Source organism: Micromonospora sp. CNZ297, assembly GCF_007827625.1.
Window position 1 is genome coordinate 38450 of the sequence record NZ_VISU01000013.1, and the last position, 24760, is coordinate 63209.

25 protein-coding genes and 1 tRNA gene are annotated in these 24760 nt (G+C 73.6%); 7 read left to right on the forward strand and 19 right to left on the reverse strand.

From position 1 onward, the window contains the following. Nucleotides 1–7: 7 nt before the first annotated feature. The 7 genes from FB454_RS21830 to FB454_RS21860 all read right to left on the reverse strand — a co-directional run bounded on the left by FB454_RS21830 (nucleotide 8) and on the right by FB454_RS21860 (nucleotide 5745). Entirely contained in the window at nucleotides 8–946 is a 939-nt protein-coding gene (locus FB454_RS21830) for a DUF881 domain-containing protein (RefSeq protein WP_013286374.1), read from the reverse strand. A gap of 10 nt (nucleotides 947–956) precedes the next feature. Further along, a complete protein-coding gene (locus FB454_RS21835) occupies nucleotides 957–1289 on the reverse strand; it encodes a small basic family protein (RefSeq protein WP_007071104.1) in 333 nt (110 codons plus the stop codon). Next, entirely contained in the window at nucleotides 1286–2251 is a 966-nt protein-coding gene (locus tag FB454_RS21840) for a DUF881 domain-containing protein (RefSeq protein WP_013286375.1), read from the reverse strand. The genes FB454_RS21835 and FB454_RS21840 overlap by 4 nt, the downstream gene beginning before the upstream one ends. Then, the gene (gene clsA / locus FB454_RS21845) at nucleotides 2248–2886 is read right to left on the reverse strand and encodes a cardiolipin synthase ClsA (RefSeq protein WP_013286376.1); all 639 of its coding nucleotides are present in this window, start codon (nucleotides 2884–2886) and stop codon (nucleotides 2248–2250) included. Before clsA ends, FB454_RS21840 begins: the two co-directional genes overlap by 4 nt. Nucleotides 2887–3193: 307 nt before the next feature. Continuing rightward, nucleotides 3194–3664: a MarR family transcriptional regulator gene (locus tag FB454_RS21850; RefSeq protein WP_013286377.1), complete on the reverse strand. Its 471-nt coding sequence runs from the start codon at nucleotides 3662–3664 to the stop codon at nucleotides 3194–3196. Nucleotides 3665–3712: 48 nt separating this feature from the next. Further along, complete coding sequence (locus FB454_RS21855) at nucleotides 3713–4900, reverse strand: PP2C family protein-serine/threonine phosphatase (protein ID WP_013286378.1); 1188 nt, start codon at nucleotides 4898–4900, stop codon at nucleotides 3713–3715. Nucleotides 4901–4998: 98 nt separating this feature from the next. Continuing rightward, on the reverse strand, nucleotides 4999–5745 hold the full coding sequence (locus tag FB454_RS21860) for an SAM-dependent methyltransferase (protein WP_013286379.1): 747 nt from the start codon (nucleotides 5743–5745) through the stop codon (nucleotides 4999–5001). A gap of 128 nt (nucleotides 5746–5873) precedes the next feature. On the opposite strand from FB454_RS21860, the gene FB454_RS21865 reads away from it, so the two are divergent. From FB454_RS21865 to FB454_RS21875, 3 genes are all read left to right on the forward strand, one after another. After that, nucleotides 5874–6719 carry a universal stress protein gene (locus FB454_RS21865; protein ID WP_091327721.1) on the forward strand — a complete coding sequence of 282 codons (846 nt, stop codon included), beginning with the start codon at nucleotides 5874–5876 and terminating at the stop codon, nucleotides 6717–6719. Nucleotides 6720–6867: 148 nt separating this feature from the next. Continuing rightward, the gene (locus tag FB454_RS21870) at nucleotides 6868–7077 is read left to right on the forward strand and encodes a hypothetical protein (RefSeq protein ID WP_013286381.1); all 210 of its coding nucleotides are present in this window, start codon (nucleotides 6868–6870) and stop codon (nucleotides 7075–7077) included. Then, nucleotides 7074–7547, forward strand: a complete 474-nt coding sequence (locus tag FB454_RS21875) for a hypothetical protein (RefSeq protein ID WP_013286382.1) — start codon at nucleotides 7074–7076, stop codon at nucleotides 7545–7547. The genes FB454_RS21870 and FB454_RS21875 overlap by 4 nt, the downstream gene beginning before the upstream one ends. Here the strand turns inward: FB454_RS21875 and FB454_RS21880 are convergent. Then, nucleotides 7544–7744 carry a hypothetical protein gene (locus tag FB454_RS21880; protein WP_013286383.1) on the reverse strand — a complete coding sequence of 67 codons (201 nt, stop codon included), beginning with the start codon at nucleotides 7742–7744 and terminating at the stop codon, nucleotides 7544–7546. The genes FB454_RS21875 and FB454_RS21880 overlap by 4 nt on opposite strands. A 127-nt stretch (nucleotides 7745–7871) precedes the next feature. On the opposite strand from FB454_RS21880, the gene FB454_RS21885 reads away from it, so the two are divergent. Beyond that, nucleotides 7872–8528 (forward strand): hypothetical protein, encoded by a 657-nt coding sequence (locus FB454_RS21885; protein ID WP_145823378.1) that lies wholly within the window; start codon nucleotides 7872–7874, stop codon nucleotides 8526–8528. A gap of 6 nt (nucleotides 8529–8534) precedes the next feature. On the opposite strand, the gene FB454_RS21890 is transcribed toward FB454_RS21885, so the two are convergent. The 10 genes from FB454_RS21890 to FB454_RS21930 all read right to left on the reverse strand — a co-directional run bounded on the left by FB454_RS21890 (nucleotide 8535) and on the right by FB454_RS21930 (nucleotide 19953). After that, entirely contained in the window at nucleotides 8535–8717 is a 183-nt protein-coding gene (locus FB454_RS21890; RefSeq protein ID WP_013286385.1) for a hypothetical protein, read from the reverse strand. 66 nt (nucleotides 8718–8783) lie between these two features. Continuing rightward, nucleotides 8784–10061, reverse strand: coding sequence for a hemolysin family protein (locus FB454_RS21895; protein ID WP_013286386.1), 1278 nt, complete (start codon nucleotides 10059–10061; stop codon nucleotides 8784–8786). Beyond that, complete coding sequence (locus tag FB454_RS21900) at nucleotides 10061–10258, reverse strand: hypothetical protein (RefSeq protein ID WP_013286387.1); 198 nt, start codon at nucleotides 10256–10258, stop codon at nucleotides 10061–10063. The genes FB454_RS21895 and FB454_RS21900 overlap by 1 nt, the downstream gene beginning before the upstream one ends. A gap of 45 nt (nucleotides 10259–10303) precedes the next feature. Further along, nucleotides 10304–12067, reverse strand: coding sequence for a selenocysteine-specific translation elongation factor (selB, locus tag FB454_RS21905; RefSeq protein ID WP_145823379.1), 1764 nt, complete (start codon nucleotides 12065–12067; stop codon nucleotides 10304–10306). 5 nt (nucleotides 12068–12072) lie between these two features. Next, nucleotides 12073–13365, reverse strand: coding sequence for an L-seryl-tRNA(Sec) selenium transferase (gene selA / locus FB454_RS21910; protein WP_145823380.1), 1293 nt, complete (start codon nucleotides 13363–13365; stop codon nucleotides 12073–12075). A gap of 22 nt (nucleotides 13366–13387) precedes the next feature. Beyond that, a tRNA-Sec gene (locus FB454_RS34965) sits at nucleotides 13388–13483 on the reverse strand. A gap of 44 nt (nucleotides 13484–13527) precedes the next feature. Further along, nucleotides 13528–14709, reverse strand: a complete 1182-nt coding sequence (gene nrfD, locus FB454_RS21915) for an NrfD/PsrC family molybdoenzyme membrane anchor subunit (RefSeq protein WP_145823381.1) — start codon at nucleotides 14707–14709, stop codon at nucleotides 13528–13530. Continuing rightward, on the reverse strand, nucleotides 14706–15749 hold the full coding sequence (locus tag FB454_RS21920; RefSeq protein WP_013286391.1) for a 4Fe-4S dicluster domain-containing protein: 1044 nt from the start codon (nucleotides 15747–15749) through the stop codon (nucleotides 14706–14708). The genes nrfD and FB454_RS21920 overlap by 4 nt, the downstream gene beginning before the upstream one ends. Beyond that, nucleotides 15742–19065, reverse strand: coding sequence for a formate dehydrogenase (gene fdh / locus FB454_RS21925; protein WP_013286392.1), 3324 nt, complete (start codon nucleotides 19063–19065; stop codon nucleotides 15742–15744). Before fdh ends, FB454_RS21920 begins: the two co-directional genes overlap by 8 nt. A 300-nt stretch (nucleotides 19066–19365) precedes the next feature. Then, the gene (locus tag FB454_RS21930) at nucleotides 19366–19953 is read right to left on the reverse strand and encodes a hypothetical protein (RefSeq protein ID WP_013286393.1); all 588 of its coding nucleotides are present in this window, start codon (nucleotides 19951–19953) and stop codon (nucleotides 19366–19368) included. A gap of 883 nt (nucleotides 19954–20836) precedes the next feature. Between FB454_RS21930 and FB454_RS21935 the strand changes: the two genes are divergently transcribed. Next, nucleotides 20837–21163 carry a hypothetical protein gene (locus tag FB454_RS21935; RefSeq protein ID WP_013476750.1) on the forward strand — a complete coding sequence of 109 codons (327 nt, stop codon included), beginning with the start codon at nucleotides 20837–20839 and terminating at the stop codon, nucleotides 21161–21163. After that, a complete protein-coding gene (locus FB454_RS21940; protein WP_013286395.1) occupies nucleotides 21160–21810 on the forward strand; it encodes a nucleotidyl transferase AbiEii/AbiGii toxin family protein in 651 nt (216 codons plus the stop codon). The genes FB454_RS21935 and FB454_RS21940 overlap by 4 nt, the downstream gene beginning before the upstream one ends. 91 nt (nucleotides 21811–21901) lie before the next feature. On the opposite strand, the gene FB454_RS21945 is transcribed toward FB454_RS21940, so the two are convergent. Continuing rightward, nucleotides 21902–22804, reverse strand: a complete 903-nt coding sequence (locus tag FB454_RS21945; RefSeq protein ID WP_013476749.1) for an SDR family oxidoreductase — start codon at nucleotides 22802–22804, stop codon at nucleotides 21902–21904. 150 nt (nucleotides 22805–22954) lie between these two features. On the opposite strand from FB454_RS21945, the gene FB454_RS21950 reads away from it, so the two are divergent. Then, entirely contained in the window at nucleotides 22955–24745 is a 1791-nt protein-coding gene (locus tag FB454_RS21950) for a 5'-nucleotidase C-terminal domain-containing protein (RefSeq protein ID WP_145823382.1), read from the forward strand. Nucleotides 24746–24760 lie beyond the last annotated feature (15 nt).

Below are 24760 nucleotides of genomic sequence, written 5' to 3' on the forward strand. Positions count from 1 at the left end.
CGACCGGTCACGAGACCGGCCGGGCGTGGTCCAGCTTGATCGGCGCGTGCAGCTGCGAAACCTCCACAACCTCACGATCCTCGGAGGTCACGTTACCGCCGCCGTCCCGCACCGATGCGACCACCCCGCCGGGAATGTTCAACGCCGTACGCATCGTCGCCGGATCACCGATCACCATGATCGTGAACGGACCCGTCAACCGCCGCCCGTCCACCACCAGCGCACCGTCGGGCCCGTCCACGAAATACGTCGACGCGATGATCCGCGCCGCCGTACCGTCCGTGCCCTGGATCTGCATCGCCTCCGCGCCCGCACCCCGCAGCTCCTGCACCGCGTCCAGGATCCGCGTCGACGACACCGCCTTCGCCGGCCCCGAGAACCGCACCTCAAGACCCGGACCCACCGCCGGCAACGTACCCGCCAGGATGCCCAGCTCGTCCGCCCGCCGCGTCGCCTCCTCCAGCGCCGCCTGCCGACCCTGCTCACCCGACCGCAGCTGCCGCTGGCTCTCCTCCAGCAACTCGATCTCCTGGCGCAGCCGCCGCTCCCGCGAATCCAGATCCGACGAGATCCGCACCAGGTCCTCCTCCCGCGTCGCCGCGAGCGTCGGATCCGTCGACGTCGTCTTGAACTGCACCACCAGCGTGAAACCCAGCAACGCCAGCAACACCGCGATCATCGCGCCCGCCGACGAGAACCGCCGCGCCGCCGACGGCGCACCGGCACCGGCCGCCGCACCCGGCTCCGGCTCGGACTCCGGCACCGCCTCCCGCTCCGCGGGCTCCGCCGCCTCGTCCGGCACCGGCTCCACCGGCGCCAACGGGCTCAACTCGTCCGGATCGGGCGCGTCCGGGCGCGGATCCGGCTCACCCGCCGGACCCGACGGCCGCGCCGGCTCCCCCGGCCGCGGCCACCCGGTACCCGTCTCCCTGTGTTCCTCGCTCATCGCCACAAACCTACGCCCGGAACAGGTGCCGGCGGATCGCCGCCACATTTCCGAAGATGCGCACCCCGAGCACGACCACCACACCGGTCGACAACTGACCGCCCACGCCCAACTGGTCACCCAGGTACACGATCAGACCCGCCACCAGCACGTTCGAGATGAACGACACCACGAACTGCTTGTCGTCGAAGATCCGGTCCAGCTTCGCCCGCACCCCACCGAACACCGCGTCCAACGCGGCCACCACAGCGATCGGCAGATACGGCTGCAACGCCGCCGGCACCGTGGGGTCCAGATACACCCCGAGCACCACACCGGCGAGCAACGCCAGCACCGCGATCATCGGCCACCTCCCGAGGGGCTGGAAGAACCACCCGGGCCGGACGACCCGGGACTCGACGAACCGGCGCCACCCGAACCCGACGGGCGCGCGCTCCCGCTCGGACCCGGGCTCGCCGGAGGCTCGGCGTAGCGTAGCCGCGGCTGCGGCGCCGCCGGCAAGGTGAGGTCGTCGACCCGCTTCACCCCGAACGACAGACCCGTCGTCCGCGCCACCTCACGCATCAACGCCGCCGCCCGGCTCTCGTCGAACCGGTCCCGCATCGACCTCGGCCCGATCGCCTGCACCTCGTACGGGCCCGTCACCGGCCGGTAGTCCACCAGGATCGCCTCACCCGCCGAACGGATCGTCGACGTCGCCGTCAACCGCTGCCCGTTCACCGCCACCGCCTCGGCGCCCGCCGCCCACAACGCGTTCGCGACCTTCTGCAGATCCGAATACAGCACCCGGGACGGGCCCGCGTCCCCGCCGGTCACCCCGTCCTGGTCCGCCGCCGCGTCGGCCAGCCGCACCACCACGCCGTCCCCCCGCACCCGGGCCAGGCCGGTGCCCGCCTCCAGCGTGCGCAACCGGGACGCCTGCGAACCGCTCAACGCCGCGTCCCGCTGCCGGCCGACCTCCTCACGCAACTGCTCGGCGCGCTCGGTCAACCGGTCGGTCTCCGCCTCCCGCCCCTTGATCTCGGCGACCAGACCCGCCCGCGCCGTCGCGCGGCTCGGCTCCTCCGCCACCGTCTCCCGGTACGCCACCGCGAACAGGAAACCGATCAGCGCCAGCACCACCAGGCTCACCGGCCGGCCCAGCACCTCCCGCAGCCGCGACATGGAGCCCGTCGCCCGGCGCGCCGCCGCGTCCCCGTACCCCGGGTCCAGCGGATTGCGGAACAGCTCGGTCAGGAAGTCCGGGGCGTACACCCGGGTCGACGGGTCGCGTTCCTTGTCCCCGTCCCGTGACGGCGTCGTCATGCCGCCGCCTCCGTACGCCGCGCCCGCATGGCCCGCACGAGGCGGCTCGCCTGCACCACGTACATCGCGCCGGCGACCCAGTAGAGGACCAGGCCCCACCAGGCCAGGCCCCAGCCGATCGCGCCTGCGGCGGTGCCGGCGTCCGGCACCGCGTCGGCCAGCAGCAGGATGGGGAACGCCGCCAGGAGCAGGAACGTCGCGGTCTTGCCCACGTAGTGCACCGGCGGCGGGCCGTAGCCGTACCGGCGCAGCACCCCGAGGGACACCAGCAGGAGCAGCTCCCGGGCCAGCAGCGCGCCGGTGAACTGCCAGGGCACCACCTCGCGGGCGGTGAACGCGAGCAGCGTGGCGAGGATGTAGAGGCGGTCGGCCAGCGGGTCGAGCAGCTCCCCGAGCCGGCTCACCTGGCCCAGGCGGCGGGCGATCCAGCCGTCCACCCAGTCGCTGGTGCCGCCCACGGCGAGCACCGCGATGGCGGCGACGTCGGCCCGCACGACGAGGAACAGGTAGAGGAAGATCGGTACGCCGACGAGCCGGACGAAACTGATCAGGTTGGGCAGCGTGAGGACGCGGTCTCCCACGACCGTGGCGGTCCCGGAATCCGGTTGCTCCGCTGGAGCCGGCCGACGCGACACCGAACCCTCCCTTCGCAGCACGGTCCGGCAGCCGGATGAACGGCCGCTGGAGGGACGTGCGCGTTGCCGGCCGGTCAGACGCCGGCGCCCTCTGTGATCCCGGTCTGGGACCTCCCCGACGCGGCCCGCCCTCGTGGTGATCACGGGCCGCCCAGTTGCGCTGCCACTATATCGGGCTCGCCGCTCTCGCCCGGTGGCCCGCTGCGTCGTTGCTCAGTGGTGTCACGGTGGTGACCGTCACAACCGCTAAGGCATCCTAGGACACTAGTTGAGCGGTGGGACGCAGGGCGGACATCGGTGCGAGGGATCAGGCGGTACGGGCGGTCGAGTCCGAGCCGGCCTGCGGGGCGGTGGCCGCCGCGGCCTGGCTGAACGCCACCAGCGCCAGCAGCAGCTCGTGCTGCACCCGGTTGGGCATCCGGTCGAGCACGGCCTGCACCGCCCGGTGCCGTCTCTCCTGGAGGTCGCGCAGCAGCGTATCGGCGGCAGCGGTCGGGATCAGCCGCACCTCCCGCCGGTCGCGCGGGTCCGCCACCCGGCGCAGCAGGCCGACCGCCTCCAGACGGTCGCACAACCGGCTCGCCGACGAGGGGACCACGTCCAGCAGCTCGGCCAGCCGGTTCACGTTGGTGTCCGGATGCGACACGATCAGCGACAGCACCCGCAGCTGGGTGGGCGAGACGCCGACGGTGTGCCGGGACGTCGCCGAGTCGAGCACACCGATGAGCGCCTCCGCAGCCGATTCGATGGCCGCGGCAAGATTCGGAGGTCGCTCCACTCGCCGTCCCCTGCGATCGTCCCGCTCGTGTTCGCTCCGCAGCCCCGGTCACTGCCCCGTCACGTCGCCGGACCGGCTGGGGCCGCGCCAGTCCAGGCAGACGACGACCGCGTCGTCGCGGAGATCCGCGTCGGCATGGTACGCGTGCAGTTCGCGCATCACCGTACCAACTGCCTCGGTCGCCGGCTGCAGCCGAGTCGACCGCATCGCACGCGCCATGGCCCGGACGCCGTACGGCTCCTGCTCGTCGGGCTCCGCCGCGTACACCCCGTCGCTGACGACGAAGAGGCGATCGCCCGGCTCCAGAGTGAACTCCTGCACGTCGTAGCGCGTCTCGGCGAACATGCCCAGCGGCAGCTGCTGCTCCAGCGCGATCGGCGTGACGCGGCCCCCACGCAGCCGCAGCAGTTGCGGTGAGCCGGCGTCGACCACGCGCATCACGCCCCGGCGGCTGTCCAGCTCCAGCAGGAGCGTGGCCACGTGCCGGTCGCCCCGGTGCTGGTAGTAGATGGTGTCCGAGGCCAGCTCCGCCTGCTCCACCAGGCTGCCGCCCGAACGCCTGGCGTTGCGCATGGCGTTCACCGTCATCGCCGTGAGCATCGACGCGGCCAGCCCGCTGCCGGTGCCGTTGAGCACGGTGAGGGTGAGCCGGTCGCCGTCCACCGACCAGTCGAAGTGGTCACCGCCCACGGTGTACGCCGGTTCGAGTTGCCCGGCGAGCAGCGCGTCACCGAGCCGTACGCTGCGCCCCGGCAGCAGGTCCCACTGCATCTCGGCAGCCATGCTCAGCCGCTCCCGCCGCCGGGCGCGCCGGTAGCGGTCGGTCTCCCGGTCGGCCGCCCGGATCGCCACTGCCAGTTCCCCGGCGGCGTCGCGCGCGGCCTCCACAGTGGCCACGTCCGGGTCGCCGGGCAGCTCCACCATCAGCACGCCGAGCCGCTCCCCCCACACCGACAGCGGCAGGTAGGCGCGGCAGCGGCCGTCCTCGACGATGTCCAGCACCGGCTCCTGGCTGCTGAAACAGCGCTGCGCGACGCTGTGGGCCAGCAGCGGGCCGCCGTCGGGCACGTCCGGGTCGAGCACCGGCCAGAGTCCGCTGGCGCGGTAGTCGGCGACGAACACCTCCGCCCGCGCGGCCCCGAGCGTCTGGCGCAGCACCGCGTCCGCGGTCTCCGCCAGTTGGTCGGGTGGCGCCGTGCGCAGGGCACGTGACACCGATCCGGACGCCTCCGGCATGCTCATCCTCCGATGACGACTATTGCTACAGGGCAAACATCATACGAAGGCCGCCAGACGGCGAACGCCCCGCCTCGGCCGGGCGTGACGGGACCGGCTCAGCCGGCCGTGCGGAACGCCAGCGCGCCGTGGAACGCGTCCGGCACCGGCTCGGGCTCACCGGCCGGCCGCCACCGCGCCACCGGCACGATGCCGTCGCCGGTCGGCTGCCAGCGGCCCAGCAGCGGCGCGAACCGCTCGGGCGCCCGCATCCGGAACGCCGGGCCCATCATGGCCAGCGCCTCGGGGTGCCCGGCCAGCTCCTCGGTGTCGAAGTCGATCGCCAGCCGGCTGCCCGGCGCCACCGCCTGGTACAGCTCGTCGAGCGTACGGGCGAGCGTGTCGTCGTCCAGGAACGCCGCCAGCCCGAGGAAGACCACACCCACCGGCCGTCTCCCCCAGCCCGGCACGAACCGGTGCAGCTGCGCCCGGTCGACGGTACCGATGTCGGTGGCGTCGCCGTAGCCGTACCCGGCCCGGTCGCTGCCGGCGAGCAGGCTCCGGCCCAGGCGGACCGTCTCCGGGTCCACGTCGGTGTAGAGCACTGTCGCCTCCGGTGCGACCTCGTGCACGTTGCCGCAGGTGGGCACACCCGCGCCGAAGACCAGGAAGCCGTCGATCCCGTCGGCGGCCATCGCCTGCACGGTGCGGCCGAGGAAACCACGCAGCGACCGGAAGATCGCCGCGCAGGGCCCGTACGCCGCCTCGAAAGCGGCGGCCGCGGCGACGTCCACCGGACGGTGGTGCCGGCCGCCGAGCCAGTAGTCGATCATGCGGGCGGTGCTCGGTCCGTCCGGCTGATCCATCGACGGGGCTCCCTCCCCTGGGTGCTGCACGCCAGCGTACCCACCGGGCGACCCCGGCGGTATCGCCCCGGGCCGCCCACCCGGGCCGCGATACTGGCCGCGGGGGCGCCGGCCACGAGGAGGTACGGGTGAACTCGGCGAACGGGGCCGCGGTGGTGGTCGGGGTGGACGGCTCCGAACCCGCGACACGGGCGGTGCGTCTGGCGGCCCGGGAGGCGCGGCGGCGCAACCGCCCGCTGCGGGTGGTGCACGGTTTCATCTGGCCGCTGCTGCGCGTGCCGGTCTCCGCGCCGGCCGGGTCACCACCCGGTGCCGGGTTGCGCAACCAGGCCGAGCAACTGGTCTCCGACGCGGTCGCGGCGGCCGAGGCGGAGTCGCCCGGCCTGCGCATCACCGGCGAGATCATCGACGGGGAGGCCGCCGCGGTGCTGCTCGGCGAGTCCCCCACCGCCGCCCTGATCGTCCTCGGCGACCGGGGACTGGGCGGATTCGCCGCGCTCGTGGTCGGGTCGGTCGCGGTGCAGGTCGCCTCGTACGCCGACTGCCCGGTGCTGATCGCGCGCGGCACCGCCCGCGCGGACGGCCCGGTCGTGGTCGGCGTGGACGGCTCCACGCTGTCGCGCGCCGCCGTCGAGTTCGCCGCCGAGACCGCGTCCGCGTGGGGCGCGCCGCTGCACGTGGTGCACGCCCGCCCCGCCCCGCCCGGGCGCAAGGGCGGGGCCGAGGAGGACGAGCGGGTGCTCACCGAGGCGGTCGACGGGATCGGCGAACGGTGGCCGGACCTGCCGGTGCACGCCGAGACGGTACGCGCCAAACCGGTCGCGGCACTGACCACGGCGTCAGCCGGGGCTCAACTGGTCGTGGTGGGCCGGCAGGGCCGGGGCGAGCTGGGCGGGCTGCTGCTCGGCTCGGTCAGCCAGGGGATCCTGCACCGCGCCGCCTGCCCGGTCGCGGTGGTCCGCGCCTCCGACTGAACGGCGTCCGGCGCGCCCGGCTGAGCGGTGGTCCACACCCCCGCTTGAGCGGCGCTCCAGCCGGGCGGGGATGCGCCCGCAACGGTTGGTCCCGGCCCGGGCGGGTAGACGCCTACGGTCAGCCGACAGCGATCCGGAGGAGGCCGAGATGCCAGGACCACGGCCGGGCAGCAACGCGTACGACAAGCAGCGAGCACGCCTTCGCGACCTCGTCGAACAGTCCGGACGGGCGTCGGACAAGGAGGCGAACCAGGTCGCCAACCGGATCCTCCAGGACGACCGGGGGCAACGCGGTGTGGTCCGGGGCGAACGGACCTACGGCCCCAAGGGCAACCGGGAACCGGGTGACCCGAAGTGAGGACGGCAGCGGTTGTCGACGGCGCCATCGCGGGCGCCGTCGGCAGCGCCGTCCTCAACGCGGTCTCGTACCTCGACATGGCGTTGCGGGCCCGGCCGGCCAGCAGCACCCCGGAATCGGTCGCCGGACGGCTCGCCGACGTCACACACGTCGACCTGGGCCCCGGCGACGAGGCGGAGAACCGCCGCTCCGGTCTGGGGCCGTTGCTCGGGTACGCCACCGGCATCGCCGCGGGGGCCGCGTTCGGTCTGCTCGCCGCGCGCCGGCGAATCCCGTTGCCGCTGGCCACAGTGGTGCTCGGCGGCGGGGTGATGGCCACCTCCGACGGCTCGATGACGGTGCTCGGCGTGACCGACCCGCGTACCTGGCGGCGCAGCGACTGGGTCTCCGACCTGATCCCGCACCTCGCGTACGGGCTGTCGGCCGCAGCCACCTGGCGGCGGCTGCGGCCGACGTCGGCCCGCGGCTAGCTCTCGTCGTCGGCGACCGGCTCACCGGCCGGGCCGTACGGCGACACCTGTCCCTTGGGGACCGGGCGTCCCGCGTCGCCGTTCGACGTGCCCCGGCCTCGCGAACGGCTGCCCGCCTGGGTAGCCGTCTTGCGGCTGTCCTGGCTGGTGGCGCCGAGGTCGTTCCGGCGCAGTTCCTCCTGCTGCGGCTTGACCACGGGTCTCTCCTTCCCGGTGGAGCACACGGCCGTCGACCGCGCACCCGACCCGCGTACCCGCCGCCGCCCGGCGCATTCCGGATCGGCCCGGGGGTCTGGCCGGGGCCGGGGCGGGTAAGCCGGACGGATGCCAGACGATCGCAACGTCGCGCGCGCCCTGCTGGAACGGCAGAACCGCACATACGCGGAGGAGGCCGGCATCGCCCTCGCGGACCGGCCCGGCCCGCTGTACCAGTTGCTGGTGCTCACCACGCTGCTGAGCACCCGGATCCGGGCCTCGGTGGCGGTGGCCGCCGCCCGGGAGCTGTTCGCCGCCGGCTACCGCACCCCGCAGGCGATGGAGGCGGCGAGATGGCAGGACCGGGTCGACGCGCTGGGCCGGGGCCACTACCGGCGCTACGACGAGCGGACCGCCACCATGCTCGGCACCGGCGCCCGGCTCTGCCTGGACCGCTGGCACGGCGACCTGCGCCGGCTGCACAAGGAGGCCGGCGCCGACCGGGCCGTGCTGCGCCGGCTGCTCACCGAGTTCCCCGGCATCGGCCCCACCGGTGCGGACATCTTCCTGCGGGAGGCGCAGTCGGTGTGGCCGGACGTGCGCCCGTACGCCGACCGGCGCACGCTCGCCGGGGCGCGGCGGCTGGGCCTGCCGGCGAGCCCCGGTGACCTGGTCGGGCTGGTCGGCGAGGCCGACTTCGGCCGGCTGGCGTCGGCGCTGGTGCGGGTGGCCCTGGGCGAGGAGTCGGCGGGCGAGGTGAGTCGCAGCGCCGCCACGGCCCACTGAGGGTCGCTACTTGGCCGGGCCGGGCTTGGTCAGGTTCCAGGCCAGCAGCGAGGCGAGCAGCGCGAGCAGCACCACGCCACCGGAGACGCCACCCTCCTCGCCGCTGCCACGGCTTCCGGAGAAGCCGAAGTAGATCACGGCCAGTCCGGCCAGCACGGTGACGAACGTACGCAGTCCTCGGTCCTTCACGCCCGGACCGTACGACCGGCGACGCGGCCCGGGACGGGTATCGGGCGGTTGTCCCCCGTCCGGGTGTCAGTCCGGCGTGCGGCCGACAGCGGGGCCGCGCAGCCGGACCCGGCGGATCGCCCGCCCCGCCACCTCGACCACCTCGACGGTGAGGCCGGGCAGCCGCACCCGCTCCCCCGGCCCCTCGGGGAGCCGGCCCAGGCCGGCCAGCACCAGCCCGGCCACCGTGGTGTACTCCCGGGACAACGGGAACGTCACGCGGACGCCCACGTCGGGCAGGTCGTGCAGCGGGAAGTCGCCCGGCAGCAGCAGCGCGCCGTCCGGCTCCCGCACGGCGCGGCGCACGTCCCGGTCGGTCTCGTCGTACAGCTCGCCGACCACCTCCTCGAGCAGGTCCTCCATGGTGACCAGGCCGTCCACGCCGCCGTACTCGTCGACCACCAGGGCGAGCTGCTCGTGCCGCTGGCGCAGCTGCCGCATCGCGTCGGCCACCGGCAGCGTGCCCGGCAGCAGCACCGGCGGGCGGGCCCGGTCGCCGACGAGCGCGCCGTCGGCGTCCACCAGGTCACGGATGTGCACGGTGCCGCGTACGTCGTCGAGCCCGCCGGGTCCGATCACCGGCGCCCGGGACCGGCCGCCGGCCGCCAGCCGGCGCATCGCCTCCGCCGCGGGCAGGTCGGCGGGCAGAGTGGTCACGTCGCGGCGCGCGACGAGGATCTCCCGCAGCGTACGGCCGGCGATGTCGAACGCCCCGGCGAGGATCTCCCGCTGCTGGGCGGACAGGCCGCGCTGGCTGACCAGCATCTCCCGCAGTTCCTCCTCGGTCACCTCCTCCCGGCTGGCGCGCGGGTCGCCGCCGGCGAGCCGGACCAGCAGGTCGGTGGAGCGGCCGAGCAGCCACACCGCCGGCCGGGACAGCCGGGCGAGCAGGTCCAGCGGCCCGGCGCTGACCAACGCCCACCGCTCCGCCGTCTGCATGGCCAGCCGCTTGGGTGCCAGCTCCCCCACCACGAGCGTGAGGAACGTCAGCAGCAGTGTCACCAGGAACACCGCCACCGGGCGGGCGGCCGCGCCCAGGAAACCCAGCGGGCCGACCAGCGGCTCGGCCAGCGTCACGGCGGCGGCGGCCGAGGCGAGGAACCCGGCGAGCGTGATGCCGAGCTGGATGGTGGCCAGGTAGCGGTTCGGTTCGCGGGTGAGGCGGCTCAGCCGCGCCCCGGCCCGCCCGGACCGCGCCAGCCGGCGCAACTGCCCCTCCCGCAGGCTCACCAGCGCCATCTCGCTGCCGGACAGGGCGGCGTTGATCAGGATCAGCACCAGCACCAGCGCGACCTGCACGCCCATCAGTCGGTCTCCAGGTCGTCCAGTGAGATCGCGTGGGTCATCAGCCAGCGGGCCAGCGCGGCCATCCCGAACAGCCACAGCGGCGCCGACTCGGTGGGGCCGTTCGTGGCGAAGATCGCGAAGCGCAGGTCCGGGGCCCGGTACGCCTCGATCCGCCACTTGTGGTTCTTGTCCCGCCAGACCGCGGAAGGGTCCATGGCGCCACGGTAGGTGACCGGCGTGGGCCGGTGGCACCGGTTGGCTCAGCCCGGCGGGCGGACCACCTCGCGGGCGTCGTCAGGGAGCCGCCGGGTGGCGCCGCGCCGGTCCAGCAGTTCCAGCAGCGGCACCGCCACCCGGCGGGTGGTGCCGAGCGCCTGCCGGGCGGCGCTGAGCGTGAACGGCTGCGGCAGCCCGGCGAGCACGCGTACCGCGTCGTCCGGGGCGCCCGGCAGCAGCACCACGTTCTCGGCCAGCTTCAGCAACGCGCCGGCGCGTACCGCGGCGCCGATCTCGCGGGGCCCGAGCCCGAGGTCGGCCAGGTGGTGCGCCTCGGGGGCCTGGAACGGCCGGTCGCCGTACTCGGCCCGGACCCGGTCCACCGCCCGGGCCACCGGGTCCGGCAGAGTCCCCTGCGGGGCGGCGGTGACCAGACCGTCGCGCAGTCGCAGCGGCGGGCGCAGCAGCGCCGTGACCAGAGCACGCTCGGGCAGGTCGAGCCGGTGCCGCAGCACGTCGACCGGTACGCCCGCGGCGAGCGGATGCTCGGCGGCGTACCGGGCCACCTCCTCGGTGAGGCGACGACCCAGGTCCCGCCAGTGCTCCGGGTCGGCCAGCCACTGCCCGGCCACCGGCGTCGCGGTCGGCGGCACGCCCATCCGGGTCAGGTCACCGGCGCGGACCAGCCGTCGCCGGCGCAGTTCCCCGGCCAGGTCCGGCCGCCCGTCCAGGCCGGCCAGCACCGCCGTGCGGGCGGCCGCCGCGCCCCGGCGGCGCAACGGCGGCGGGTCCACGTCCAGCACCGTCACGCCGCCCGCGACGTGGTGCCGGCCGGGGTCGCGCAGCAGCGCCCGGTCCCCGATCAGCAGCGGCAGCGGGCGGGCCAGGCGCAGCCGTACCGTGTCCGGGCCCAGCGGCCGGACCTGGGCGGGCACCGCCGCAGAGCCCACGTGCAGGGTGAGCGTGGCCGGCAGGTCGGCGGCCGGATCGCCGGACAGCCGCACGTCGAGCAGGTCGGTACGCCCGAACCGGCCGGGCGTGAGCAGCGCGTCGCCGCGCCCGACCCGGTCGCGGGACAGCCCGCGCAGGTTCACCGCGACCCGGGCCACCGCCTCGACCTCGGTCCGGGCCGTGCCGAGCGAGTGCAGTCCGCGTACCCGCACCGCCTCGCCGGTGGCGGCCAGCTCCAGCTCGTCGCCGACGCGCAGCCGGCCACCGCCGAGCGTGCCGGTGACCACTGTGCCGCTGCCGCGCACGGTGAACGCCCGGTCCACCCAGAGCCGCACCGGAGCGTCCCGGGCCGGGTCGGGCAGCCGGGCGCCCAGACGGTCCAGGGCGGCGCGCAGCTCGGGCAGCCCCGCGCCGGTGACCCCGGAGACCGGCACCGCCTCCACCTCACCCAGCGAGGTCGCGGCGATCTCCGTACGGGCCCGCGCCGCCGCCGGCCCGGGGTCGGCCAGGTCCGCGCGGGTGACCGCGAGCAGCCCGTACGACACACCCAGCGCGTGCAGCGCGGCCAGGTGCTCGGCGGACTGCGGCATCCAGCCCTCGTCGGCGGCCACGACGATCAGCGCGGCCGGGACCGGGCCGATGCCGGCGAGCATGTTCGGCACGAACCGCTCGTGCCCCGGTACGTCGACGAAGGCGAGGGTGCCGCCCGACGGCAGTGTGGTCCAGGCGAAGCCGAGGTCGATGGTCATGCCCCGGCGGCGTTCCTCCGCCCACCGGTCCGGTACCATCCCGGTCAGCGCCCGCACCAGCGTGGACTTGCCGTGGTCGACGTGCCCGGCGGTCGCCACCACCCACATGCCGGTCAGTCCCCCACGCTCAGCACGGCCGCCCGGACCCGGTCGTCTGCGCTCTCCGGCACGGCGCGCAGGTCCAGCAGGAGCCGGCCGTGCAGCACCCGGCCGAGGATCGCCGGTTCGCCGGTGCGCAGCGGCTCGGCGTACCGCTCGGGCAGGCTCAGCGCCCACGAGTCCAGCTCCACGCCGGGCGCCCCGCCGCCGCCGACCACAGCGACGCCGGGCACCACCTCGGCCTTGCAGCCGTCCTCGCCGAGCCGGTCACGCAGCCGCTCCAGCCGCTGCCGCAGCCGAGCCGGGTCGGCGTGCAAGGCGTCCCGGGTGGGCGTGGACGGCGCGTACAGGGTGGCGGCGAGCGCGGCGAGGGTGAGCTTGTCCACCCGCAGCGCCCGCGCCAGCGGGTGGCGGCGCAGCCGGTGCACGAGGTCGGCGTCGCCGAGCAGCAGACCGGCCTGCGGGCCGCCGAGCAGCTTGTCGCCGCTGGCGGTGACCAGGTGCGCGCCCGCCCGCAGCGTGGTGGCCGCGTCCGGCTCGGCCGGCAGCAGCGGGTCCGGCGCGAGCAGCCCCGACCCGATGTCGGCCACCACGGGTACGCCCAGCGTGGCCAGCTCGGCCACCGGCACCGCCGAGGTGAACCCGGTGACCACGAAGTTCGACGGGTGCACCTTGAGCACGAACCCGGTGTGCTCGCCGATCGCGGCCTCGTAGTCGGCGCGCGTGGTGCGGTTCGTGGTGCCCACCTCGCGCAGCCGCGCGCCGGTGCTGGCCAGCAGGTCCGGCAGGCGGAACCCGTCGCCGATCTCGACCAGCTCGCCGCGGCTCACCACGATCTCCCGGCCGGCGGCCAGCGCGGTGGCGGCGAGCGCCAGGGCGGCGGCGCCGTTGTTCACCACGTGCACCGCCCCGGCGTCGGGCACCGCCGCGGCGAGCGCGTCGAGCGCCTCCCGGCCGCGCCGGGCCCGTCGCCCGGTCCGCAGGTCCAGTTCCACGTCGGTGTGCCCGGCGGCGGCGACCAGGGCGTCCACGGCGGACGGGGCGAGCGGCGCGCGGCCCAGGTTGGTGTGCAGCACGACGCCGGTGGCGTTGAGCACCGCGCGCGGTGTACGGCCGGGCAGGTCCGCCAGCGCCGCGTCGCGTACCCCCTCGGGGGTCAGCTCACCGCGGCGGGCGCGGTCCTGCGCGCGGACGATCGCGGCCTTGACCCGGTCGCGGCCGAGCGTGCCGACGGCGGCGGCCAGCGCGGGATCGGCGAGCAGCGCGTCGGTGCGCGGCACCCGCCGTCGCGGGTCGACCTCACGCATCGGCGCACTCCCGGGAACGGTTTGGCGGAGACGGACGGGAATCGAACCCGCCTGGCCCGGATCCCGGACCACACCGGTTTTGAAGACCGGGAGGGGCACCAGCCGCCTGAACGCCTCCACGCAGAAGTCAACCACAGCGGACGGAAGGCCGCCCGGGGAGGTTCAGTCCTGCTCGGCGGCCCGCCGGTCGGCGCGTTCGCGCTGCGGCACCACCGTGTACCGCGGATCGCGCGCCGAGGCGACCCCGCCGTGGAAGATGCCGAACCGGGTGCACACCGACGCGGCGATCAGCGCGCCGCCGGAGAGTGCGGACAGCACCCGGCTGCGGCGGCCGAGCAGCGCGCCCACGACACCGGCGGCGGTCAGCGCCCGCCCGGCGCGCAGCAGCTTCCCGGGTGTGCCCTGCGTGTAGGGCTCGCTGAGCAGCCCGAGCCGGTTCTCCACCCGGTGCGAACCCCACAGCTCCATCGCCGCGCCCGCGACCGCGAGGCGCCGCGCCGGACCGGCCTGCGCGCGGGGCGCGGCCACCAGCCCGACACCCGCGCCGCTGGCCAGCGCGCTGCCCGCGAAGATGGCCGGCAGTTCCGGGTACGCCTCGTGCCACGACGGCACCGCCGTGTCCGCCAGCAGCACCCCGGTGTACGTGGCCAGCGCCGGCGCGGTGACGGCGGCGACCAGGCCGGCGGCGTGCCCGGCCGGGGGCAGCAGCCGGCGGCCGAGCCCCAGCACGCCGCGCTCGGGCAGCAGCGGGGCCGCCTCGGCGATCGCCGCGACCCCGGCGGCCGGGCCGAACACGCTGAGGATCCACGTGCCCACCGACATCGGCGAGGTCACCTTCGCCACCCGCAGCATGTGGTGGAAGCGCGACGGCCTCCCCAGGTCGTTCACCAGGAAGTACGTGCTGGCGCCGACCGCCGCGAGCGCGCTGACCCGGCCGGCGCGGCGCAGCGCCGGGCGGCCGGTGAGCTGCCCGCCCGCCGCGAGCAGCGACGAGCCGGCGGCGAGACCGCCGGTGAACAGGTACGCGGCGATGTCCCACCGCCACACCGGCGGCTTGAGGATGGGCCGGCCGTAGTAGGAGGTGAACTCGGCCGGCGGGACGTTGAGCTGCTCCCCACCGCCCTTGCCGCCCCTGCCCCGGCGTCGGCGCGGTGCCGCGTCGCGGGGCGGATGCGGCGCGAGGCCGGCGTCGCGGGAGCCCGCGTCGGTGCGGCCCACGCCGGGACCGGCCGCGGTGGCCCGGCTGCCGTTCTCCCGCTCGGCGGCGCCGCCGTCCTCCTGTTCGGCGGACAGGCGTTCGCGGAAGCGGCGGAACAGGTCACCGACCGGGCGGTCCGGGCTCACGACGATCCTCCGACGAACGCGGCGACGGTAGCCGCCGCCATGGCCAGGGCGGCGAACCCGGCCCGCTTCCACATCTTCGGCAGGTCCCGGGTGGTGACCACCGGGTCCGGCGGCAGCCCGTACACCTCCGGCTCGTCCAGCAGCAGGAAGAACGCGCCGTCGCCGCCGACACCGTCGGTCGGGTCGTGGCCGTACAGGCGCGCCTCCGGCACACCCCGCTCGTGCAACGCGGTGACCCGCTTGGCGGCCCGTTCCCGCAGCTCGTCGAGCGGCCCGTACTGGATCGACTCGGTCGGGCAGGCCTGCGCGCAGGCGGGCGTCATGCCCGCGCCGATCCGGTCGTAGCACAGCGTGCACTTCCACGCCCGGCCGTCGCCCTTGCGCTGGTCGATCACGCCGTACGGGCAGGCGGAGATGCAGTAGCCGCAGCCGTTGCAGATGTCCTCCTGCACCACCACCGTGCCGAACTCGGTGCGGAACAGCGAACCGGTCGGGCACACGTCCAGGCAGGCCGCGTGCGTGCAGTGCTTGCACACGTCGGACATCATCAGCCAGCGGAAGTCGGTGCGGCTCTCCGGGCCGGTGGCCCGCCCGGGCGGCTGGGCGCCGGGCATGCCGAGGAACTCCGGACCGGCGGCCATCCGCGCCGCCGCCTCCGGCTGCCCCGGCGGCAGGCCGGGATTCGTACCGGTGTCGGGAGCGGTGAGCGCGCCGGCCGCCGCTGACGCCGGGCTGGTCGCCGGGCCGGTCGGGTCACCGGCGAACGGCGGCGTGCGGTGCCCGGCCGGGCGGGGCTGCTCGATGAACGCGACGTGCCGCCACGAGTTCGCGGTCAGCGCGCCGGTGTTGTCGTACGACATGCCGAGCAGGTCGAAACCCGAGTCGGGGACGCCGTTCCACTCCTTGCAGGCCACCTCGCACGCCTTGCAGCCGATGCAGACGCTGGTGTCGGTGAAGAAGCCCATCCGCGGCGGCGCGTCGACCCAGCCCGCGTCCGGGGCCGGGTCGAGCGGGCCGTACAGGCTGTTGGCGTCAGGCATCCCGATCCCCGTCCTGGTGCGCGGCGGCCGACTGCTCGTCGGTGCTGCCGGCGGCGTCGTCCCCGCCGGCCGCGTCGGTGGTCACCACCGGCACCTTGCGGTCCGGTGTCATCCCGGCCCGCCGCTGGTAGTCGCCGACCAGGTCGAGCAGCGGCGGGCCGGTGGGCCGCCGCCCGGGCCGGACGTCGCAGGTGCCGACCTTGCTCTCCTGGATGAGGACGTTCGGGTCCAGCGTGATGCCGAACAGATCGTTCGCCGAGTCGCCGGTGACCAGACCCTCGGTGCCGAAGTGGTACGGCAGCCAGACCTGGTGGATGATCCGGCCGTCCACCCGCAGCGGGGTGAGCCGGTCGGTGACCAGCACCCGCGCCTCGATCACCGCGCGTCCGCTGATCAGGTGCGCCCAGCCCAGGTGGGCCAGCCCGATCTCGCCGGCCAGTTCCGGGGACACCTCGACGAACATCTCCGGCTGCAGCTCGGCCAGGCGCGGCACGGTACGGCTCATCCCACCGGCCGTGTGGTGCTCGGTGAGACGGCTGACCGTGAACACGTACGGGAAGACCTGGCTGTGCGGCTCCGGCGGACTCGGGTTCATCCGGTTGATCGGATGCTCGTAGATCTTGCGGGTCGGGTTGGCCTGCTGACCGTAGAGCGGGTTGCGCATCGGCGACTCGGCCGGCTCGTAGTGCGTCGGCAGCGGACCGTCGAGGACGCCGCTCGGCGCGTACAGCCACGCCTTGCCGTCGCCCTGCATGACGAACGCGTCGTCACCGGCGAGCGCCGCCGGGCCCGACGCGCCCTCCGGCGGCCGGTACGACGGCGGCTTCGTCTTCTCGAAGTCCGGCACGTCGTACCCGGTCCACTCGCCGGCGTCCGGATCCCACCAGACGTACTTCTTGCGCTCGCTCCACGGCCGGCCCTCGGGGTCGGCGGAGGCGCGGTTGTAGAGCGTGCGCCGGTTCGCCGGCCACGCCCAGCCCCACTCGGCCGCCACCCAGTCCTGCTCGTGGCGGGACCGGCGGCGGGCCGCCTGGTTGACGCCGTCGGCGTACACGCCGGAGTAGATCCAGCAGCCGATCGCGGTGGAGCCGTCGTCGCGGGCCTCGCCGAACGCGTTCAGCAGGCGGCCGGTCGCCACCTCGTACCCGTTGATCTCCTTGAGCACCGCCTCGGCGCTCGGCTCGGCGTGCGGACCGTGCGTCGGATAGTCCCAGGTCAGGTCCAGCAGCGCCCGGTCCCGGCGCTCGGTGGAGGCGGCCAGCTTCTCCCGCAGCACCCGGCCCAGGTGGTAGAAGAACCACAGCTCGGAGCGGGCGTCGCCCGGCGGGTCGACGGCCTTCTCCCGCCACTGCAGCAGCCGCTGCGTCTGGGTGAAGGTGCCCTCCTTCTCCACGTGCGAGGCCGCCGGCAGGAAGAACACCTCGGTGCGGCACTCCTCCGGCACGATCTCGCCGGTGGCGACCTCCGGGCTGTTCTTCCAGAACGTGGCGCTCTCGATCATGAACAGGTCGCGGACGACGAGCCAGTCCAGGTTGGCCATGCCGAGACGCTGAGCGCGGCCGTGCGCCGAGCCGACCGCCGGGTTCTGGCCGAGCAGGAAGTAGCCCTTCACCTTCCCGTCGATCATGTTCAGGACCTGCTGGTACGTGCCGTGGTCGCCGGTCATCCGGGGCATGTAGCCGTAGCAGAAGTCGTTCTCCGGCGTCGCCGCGTCACCCCAGTACGCCTTGAGCAGGCTCGCCGCGAAGGCCCGCGAGTCGCCCCAGAAGCCCTTCTGGCCCGGGTGCCGGATGCTGTCCACCCACTCGTCGAACGTCGGGTGGTCGGCGTGGTGCGGCATCGGCAGGTAGCCGGGCAGCAGGTTGAACAGCGTCGGGATGTCGGTCGAGCCCTGGATGCTGGCGTGCCCGCGCAGCGCCAGGATGCCGCCACCCGGGCGGCCCATGTTGCCCAGCAGCGTCTGGATGATCGAGCCGGTGCGGATGTACTGCACGCCGACGCTGTGCTGCGTCCAGCCGACCGAGTAGACGAGCGCGCCGGTGCGCTCCCGGCCCGAGTTCTCCGTCCAGGCGCGCGCCAGTTCGAGGAACTTCTCCTCCGGGATGCCGCACACGCGGGCCACCATCTCCGGGGTGTAGCGGGAGAAGTGCCGCTTCAGGATCTGGTAGACGCAGCGCGGGTGCTGCAACGTCTCGTCCCGCGGGGCCTGCGCCGGCACCGGCTCGCCGTGCGACTCGTGCTCCAGCCCGGAGGCCGAGTCGCGTTCCTTGCCGGTGCCCCGGACCTTGGCGTTGTCCTCCTGCCCCTCGTACTGCCAGCTCGCGTGGTCGTACGAGCCGGTGTCCGGGTTGTAGCCGGAGAACAGGCCGTCCAGGTCCTCGGTGTCGACGAACTGCTCGCTGACGATGTTGGCCGCGTTCGTGTACGCCAGCACGTACTCCCGGAAGTCCAGCTCGTTCTCCAGGATGTAGCGCACCACGCCGCCGAGCAGTGCGATGTCGGTGCCCGCCCGGATCGGCAGGTACGTGTCGGCGAGCGCGCTGGTACGCGTGAACCGCGGGTCGACGTGGAAGACCTTCGCGCCGCGCTTCTTCGCCTCCATCACCCACTGGAAGCCCACCGGGTGGGCCTCGGCCATGTTCGAGCCCTGGATGACGATGACGTCAGCGTTGGCGAGGTCCTGCTGGAAGTCCGTGGCGCCGCCGCGACCGAAGCTGGTCCCCAGACCGGGGACGGTGGCGGAGTGTCAAATACGGGCCTGGTTCTCGATCTGGAGTGCCCCCATCGCCGTGAACAGCTTCTTGATGAGGTAGTTCTCCTCGTTGTCGAGCGTCGCGCCGCCGAGACTGGAGATGCCCAGCGTCCGGTTCAGCGGGCGGCCCTCGTCGTCGACGTCCTCCCAGGTCTCCGCGCGGGCGGCGAGGATCCGGTCGGCGATAATGTCGAGCGCGACGTCGAGGTCCAGGTCTTCCCACTCGGTCGCGTACGGCCGGCGGTAGCGCACAGTGGTCTGGCGCAGCGGGCTGGTCACCAGGCTCTTGCTGGCCGAGCCCTTCGGGCAGAGCCGGCCGCGCGAGATCGGGCTGTCCGGGTCGCCCTCGATCTGGGTGACCTGGCCGTCGGAGTGGAAGACGCGCTGCCCGCAGCCGACCGCGCAGTACGGGCAGACCGAGCGGGCCATGCCGTCGGCGGTCTCGGTGCGGGCGGTCAGGCCGGCGGAGCGCGCCGACTGGGCGGCGGCGCCGCGACCGAGCGGGTCGGTGCCGGTGAGTTGCCGGTAGACCGGCCACCCCTGGATGAACGTCTTGAAACCCATCCGGGCACCCCCCTCTCCGTCGAGAACGGCTCACCTCTGCCAGTAACCCTAGGCCAGCGGCCCGGGGCGTGCGACTCGAGCCCACAGACAGAGCCGCCCCGGCCGGATGGCCGGGGCGGCTCTGGGCGTCGGTGTGCATGTCGCCTCTCGGCGAGTGGCGCGACGCGGCTCCAGCCGAACGGTATTCCGCGAAGGCAATTTAGGTGAGGCCCGGGGACACTGAACACACCGACGCTCTGCACAACGGTACCGGGGTCACGGTTCTTCCGCTCGTTCGTCGTGACCCCGGTCACCGCCGGGTCAGCTGTTCCAGTGCTGGGCGACGAGGTCGGCGGCCTGCTGCTCCCACTGGGCGTAGTGGTCCGGGTAGGCCGACACCTGGACGGTCTGGGCGGCCTTGGTCAGCGGCATGTCCTGCCAGCCGTCGACCTGCTTCAGACCCTTCAGGAACGCGGTGGTGGAGTACTCGGGGTCGGTGATCTGCTCGACCGTGCCCCAGCCGGAGGAGGGGCGCTGCTGGAACAGGCCCTGCGAGTCGTGGTCGTTACGGTCACCGAGGTGGCCGAGGTTCTCCAGCTTCGACTCCTGCAGCGCCGTGGCGATCGACACGACAGCGGCACGCTCGTCCATGCCGGCCTTCTTGGTGGCGGCGATGATGGCCTTGACGTTGGCGGTCTGCTCGTCGTTCAGGTCGATGTGGGACTGGGTGCCCTGCACGCCGTGCGGGATGAGTGTGGCGGTGTCGAGCTTCGCGGCGGCCTGAGTGGTGGTGACGGCCGCGTCCCGGGCGGTGGGGGTGCTGTCGTGGTTGAGGGGGCCGGCGGCGAGGCCACCGGCGACGGTCAGACCGGCGATACCGAGGATGCTCTTACGCAGGATCGTGTTCATGAGGGGGCTCCATTCGGGGGTCGACGCACACCCGGGGGTGGGGTGCGTGGGCATCGTCAGGCGCTCAAGAAAGGTTCTCGGGGGGATCCGGCGTCCTGCTCACACGCGGCCCGCAGCACGCCCGGGGGTGGCGTGCGAGGTTCGGCTGGGTGGCGCCGGAGACATCCACAACGACCGCCGGCCCAGGATGCATTCCCGGCCCCTGCCACCCGCGCTCGCGTGCTGCCGGGGGTGCTGCTGCGGTCGTTCACCAGGTATAACGCCCCGGCCCCGCCCACGATTCCGCCAGCCGGGTGTCCCCCACCACCCCGAAACCCGACACCCGACGCAGCCCGGACACCGCCCCCGAACCATCCCCTGGTCCTCCGGCGTCCCGCCCAGCCTCAACATCCGTCCGTTCCGTTCCGTCCCGGCCCGATCCGATCCCGGCCCCGTCCTCTGCCTGGACTCACCTGGCCCCGTCAAACATGAGGTTGACGGCACACGGTGTCCGGTTTGTCGCAGCCACTTCATGATCGGGGCATGCTCGCGGCGACGTCCGCACTGCCGGACGGAGATCTTGGTACGAGTGTGCCCCCATGAGGGCCGTTGCGTACCAAGATCTCTCGTCGGCGGAACGCCGTGACCCGTGCGCCGGCGTTGGCGCACGCGCCACCGTGGGAGATCTTGGAAGGAAACGGCCGCCATAGGGGCCCGAATCTTCCAAGATCTCCGGCGGAGTGCCGCGCTAGGCGAACAAGGCGAACAGGTAGCGAGGATGCAGCGGTCGATCATGAAGTTGGCGGGGACGAAACGGGCGCCGCACGCCGTCAACTTCATGATCGACGGGGTGGGGGCGGGAAGGGCGGGGGGTGTTGGGCCGGGTTGGGGTTACCCTGATGCCATGTCGGTCAGCGCGCACGCGTACCTCGCCCGTCCCGGGCGACCCGCCGTGGTGGCGCGCACCCTGGACGAGCTGACCGGTCCCACGACCGGCATCGTCGAGCTGCCGGTACGCCTCATGTGGAGCAGCGAACGCGCGTTCGACCTGGGCGACCCGGACGAGTTGCTCTGGATGTACGAGAACGTGCTGCGCGAGACGACCCGGGTCGAGGATCTGCGCGAGCTGATCCACGCGGGCACGTTGCGCCGGCTGTGGCCGCTGCTCAACCTGCCCCGGGGCGTACGCCTGGCCTGGGAGGGCCGGCACCGGAGCCTGCGCGCCGCGTGACCCATCCGCACGACTTCTACCGGCAGGTGGCCCGGGTGGCGCTGGCCGCGGCCGGCCCGCACCGTTTCGTGCTCGGCGGCGGGGTGGCGTGGGCCGTACACGGCCTGGTCACCCGCCCCACCGAGGACGTCGACCTGTTCGCCGACGTGGAGGGCGCCGCAGCGGCGGCGGCCGACGGGGTACGCGCGGCGCTGGAGCGGGCCGGTTACCGGGTGGCCGAGGTGGACCCGGGCGGGCTGGGCGAGGTGTTCGACGGATTCGACCGGGACCTGCGGGACTTCGTGGTGAGCCGGGACGGCCGGCAGATCCGCCTGAGCCTGGCCCGCCTGGACCGGCACCGCAGCCCGGTGGTGATGGACCTCGGCCCGGTCATGGACGTCCGCGACCTGATCGCCAACAAGACCGCGGCGCTGGTGAACCGGCGGGAGGTACGCGACTACATCGACGTCTCCGCCGCGCTGGACCGGTACACGGTCGCGGAGCTGCTGGAGCTGGCCCGTCAGGTCGACCCGGCGCTGGACGACGAGGACGTACGCGCCGCGGGCCGCTACCTCGACGGGCTGGCCGACCGCCGGTTCACCCGCTACGGCCTGGACGCGCCACGCATCGCCGAGGTGCGCCGCCGGATGGCCGTCTGGCCCCGCTGAGCGGCGGAACCAGACGACCGGGGGCGGGACCAGGCGGCCGGCACGGGCCAGCGAGCCAGCCAGAACGGGAAAAGCCGGACCGGACGACGGCTCACTTCGTCGGGCGGCCGCCAGTGACGCCGAGGATCTCGCCGGTGACGTAGCTGGACTCCTGCGAGGCGAAGTAGACGTACGCGGGCGCCAGCTCGGCCGGCTGACCGGGACGGCCCAGCGGCGTGTCGGTGCCGAACTGCTTGACCTTCTCCTCCGGCATGGTGGCCGGGATCAGCGGCGTCCAGATCGGGCCGGGCGCGACCGCGTTGACCCGGATGCCCCGGTCGGCCAGGTTCTGCGCGAGCGCCTTGGTGAAGTTGGCGATGGCGGCCTTGGTGGTGGCGTAGTCGAGCAGCTGCGGCGACGGGTCGAACGCCTGGATCGACGACGTGTTGATGATCGTCGAGCCTTCCTTCATGTGCGGCACCGCGAACTTGCAGAGCCAGAACATGGCGTACACGTTGGTCTTGAAGACCCGGTCGAACTGCTCGGTGGTGATGTCGAGCAGGCCGTTGTCCTGCGACATCTGGTACGCCGCGTTGTTGACCAGGATGTCGACGCCGCCGAGGTCGCGGACGGCCTGGTCGACCAGGGCGCGGCAGTTGGCCTCCTCGCGCAGATCGCACCGGACTGCGACGCCGGTGCGCCCGGCCTGCTCGATCAGGGCGACCGTCTCCCGGGCGTCCTTCTCCTCCTCGTCGGCGAGGTACGTGACGAGCACGTCGGCGCCCTCGCGGGCGAAGGCGACGGCCACGGCCCGGCCGATGCCGGAGTCACCGCCGGTGATGACGGCGCGCTTGCCGGTGAGCCGGTCGCTGCCCCGGTACGACTCCTCGCCGTGGTCGGGCTTCGGCCCCATCTCCTGCTCGTTGCCGGGCGGCGTCTGCTGCTGCGACGGCTGGCCCTCCTGCTGTCCGTACTGCTCGGCCGGGTGCTGCTGGGTGAACTGGTCCTCGCTCATGGATGCGCCCTACCCCGGTGACGGGCGGGAAAACAGCAGCCTGTGACCGGAAGGGAAACGATTCGGGCCGGTGTGGCGCAGGTGACATGTGGTGGTTATGGTGCGCAACGGCGCCCACGAGGCGCGTACCCCCATTGGAAAGGCACCTCCATGACTTCCTCCTCCGGCGCCTCCCGGCGCCAGGTGCTGGCCGTCGCGGCCGCCGCCGCGACCGCTCCCCTGCTGGCCGGCGCGCCCGCCGAGGCGAAGCCGAAGCAGCCGAAGACCTGGGACCTGACGATCCTCGGCACGTCTGACACCCACGGCAACGTCTACAACTGGGACTACTACAAGGACGCCGAGTTCGACGACAGCAAGCACAACGACGTCGGCGTCGCGAAGCTCGCCACCCTGGTCAACCAGATCCGCGCCGAGCGCAAGGGCAGGGCCACGCTGGTCCTGGACGCCGGCGACACCATCCAGGGCACGCCGCTTGCGACGTACTACGCCAAGCAGGAGCCGATCACCAGCACCGGCGAGACGCACCCGATGGCCCGCGCCATGAACATCCTCAAGTACGACGCGGTGACGCTCGGCAACCACGAGTTCAACTACGGCCTACCGCTGCTGGCGACCTGGATCGAGCAGCTCGGCTTCCCGGCGCTGGCTGCGAACGCGCTCAACGCGAAGACCGGCAAGCCGGCGTTCCTCCCGTACGTGATCAAGGAGGTCAAGCTCGGCGGGCACGGCGCGCCGAAGCTGCGCGTGGGCATCCTCGGCCTGACCAACCCCGGCGTGGCCATCTGGGACAAGGGCAACGTCGAGGGCCGCCTGGTCTTCGCCGACATGGTCGCCACCGCCGCGAAGTGGGTGCCGGAGATGCGCCGCCGCGGCGCCGACCTGGTCGTCATCTCCGCCCACGGCGGCGACAGCGGCACCTCCAGCTACGGCCCGGAGCTGCCGAACGAGAACCCGACCGCGCTGATCGCCGAGCAGGTCCCCGGCATCGACGCGATCCTGTTCGGCCACGCGCACAACGAGGTGCCGGAGAAGTTCGTCACCAACCTCACCACCGGCGAGCGGGTCCTCACCTCGGAGCCGTCGAAGTGGGGCCAGCGGCTGACCCGGATGGACTTCACGCTGGCCCGAGAGAAGGGCCGCTGGACGGTCACCGCCAAGTCGGCCACCACGCTGAACACCAACACCGTGGTCGAGGACCCGGCGGTGCTCGCGGCCGTGCGCGGCCAGCACACCAAGACCGTCGAGTACGTCAACCGGGTCGTCGCCCAGTCGAGCGTGGAGCTGTCGGCCGCCGAGTCGCGGTACAAGGACACCCCGATCCTGGACTTCATCAACCACGTCCAGACCGAGGTGGTCACCGAGGCGCTCGCCGGCGGCGAGTACGCGGGCCTGCCGGTGCTGTCCATCGCCGCGCCGTTCAGCCGTACCGCGGTGTTCCCGCAGGGTGACGTGCGCATCCGCGACGTGGCGGGCCTCTACGTGTACGACAACACGCTGGAGGCGGTCGTGCTGACCGGCGCCGAGGTGAAGGCGTACCTGGAGTACTCGGCGAAGTACTTCGTTACGCTGCCGGCGGGCGCGCCGGTGAACCCGGAGACGATCAGCGACCCGGCGGTGCCGGACTACAACTACGACGTGTTCTCCGGCGTCGACTACGACATCGACATCGCCAAGCCGGTCGGCCAGCGGATCACCCGCCTGGTGCTGGCCGGCACCGACACCCCGGTCGCGGCGGACGCCCGGTTCGTGGTGGCGGTGAACAACTACCGGCGCAGCGGCGGCGGCAACTTCCCGGGCATCGTGAAGACCCAGGTCTACAACGCCCAGCAGGAGATCCGCCAGCTGCTCATCGACTGGGCGCAGGCCAAGGGCGTCATCGACCCGGCCGACTTCTTCGTACCCAACTGGAAGCTGGTCCGCGACGGCGTGCCGGTCTTCTGACCGTCAGGCGGCGGG

What these genes read in the sequence shown, in the direction of transcription:
- selA (WP_145823380.1), bottom strand. Translation starts at nt 13,365, where the DNA reads ATGCGTGAGGTCGACCCGCGACGGCGGGTGCCGCGCACCGACGCGCTG.
- FB454_RS21830 (WP_013286374.1), bottom strand. Translation starts at nt 946, where the DNA reads ATGAGCGAGGAACACAGGGAGACGGGTACCGGGTGGCCGCGGCCGGGG.
- FB454_RS21895 (WP_013286386.1), bottom strand. Translation starts at nt 10,061, where the DNA reads ATGGGCGTGCAGGTCGCGCTGGTGCTGGTGCTGATCCTGATCAACGCC.
- FB454_RS21835 (WP_007071104.1), bottom strand. Translation starts at nt 1,289, where the DNA reads ATGATCGCGGTGCTGGCGTTGCTCGCCGGTGTGGTGCTCGGGGTGTAT.
- FB454_RS21950 (WP_145823382.1), top strand. Translation starts at nt 22,955, where the DNA reads ATGACTTCCTCCTCCGGCGCCTCCCGGCGCCAGGTGCTGGCCGTCGCG.
- FB454_RS21870 (WP_013286381.1), top strand. Translation starts at nt 6,868, where the DNA reads ATGCCAGGACCACGGCCGGGCAGCAACGCGTACGACAAGCAGCGAGCA.
- FB454_RS21885 (WP_145823378.1), top strand. Translation starts at nt 7,872, where the DNA reads ATGCCAGACGATCGCAACGTCGCGCGCGCCCTGCTGGAACGGCAGAAC.
- FB454_RS21945 (WP_013476749.1), bottom strand. Translation starts at nt 22,804, where the DNA reads ATGAGCGAGGACCAGTTCACCCAGCAGCACCCGGCCGAGCAGTACGGA.
- FB454_RS21900 (WP_013286387.1), bottom strand. Translation starts at nt 10,258, where the DNA reads ATGGACCCTTCCGCGGTCTGGCGGGACAAGAACCACAAGTGGCGGATC.
- FB454_RS21855 (WP_013286378.1), bottom strand. Translation starts at nt 4,900, where the DNA reads ATGCCGGAGGCGTCCGGATCGGTGTCACGTGCCCTGCGCACGGCGCCA.
- FB454_RS21860 (WP_013286379.1), bottom strand. Translation starts at nt 5,745, where the DNA reads ATGGATCAGCCGGACGGACCGAGCACCGCCCGCATGATCGACTACTGG.
- FB454_RS21840 (WP_013286375.1), bottom strand. Translation starts at nt 2,251, where the DNA reads ATGACGACGCCGTCACGGGACGGGGACAAGGAACGCGACCCGTCGACC.
- FB454_RS21935 (WP_013476750.1), top strand. Translation starts at nt 20,837, where the DNA reads ATGTCGGTCAGCGCGCACGCGTACCTCGCCCGTCCCGGGCGACCCGCC.
- FB454_RS21930 (WP_013286393.1), bottom strand. Translation starts at nt 19,953, where the DNA reads ATGAACACGATCCTGCGTAAGAGCATCCTCGGTATCGCCGGTCTGACC.
- selB (WP_145823379.1), bottom strand. Translation starts at nt 12,067, where the DNA reads ATGTGGGTGGTGGCGACCGCCGGGCACGTCGACCACGGCAAGTCCACG.
- FB454_RS21920 (WP_013286391.1), bottom strand. Translation starts at nt 15,749, where the DNA reads ATGCCTGACGCCAACAGCCTGTACGGCCCGCTCGACCCGGCCCCGGAC.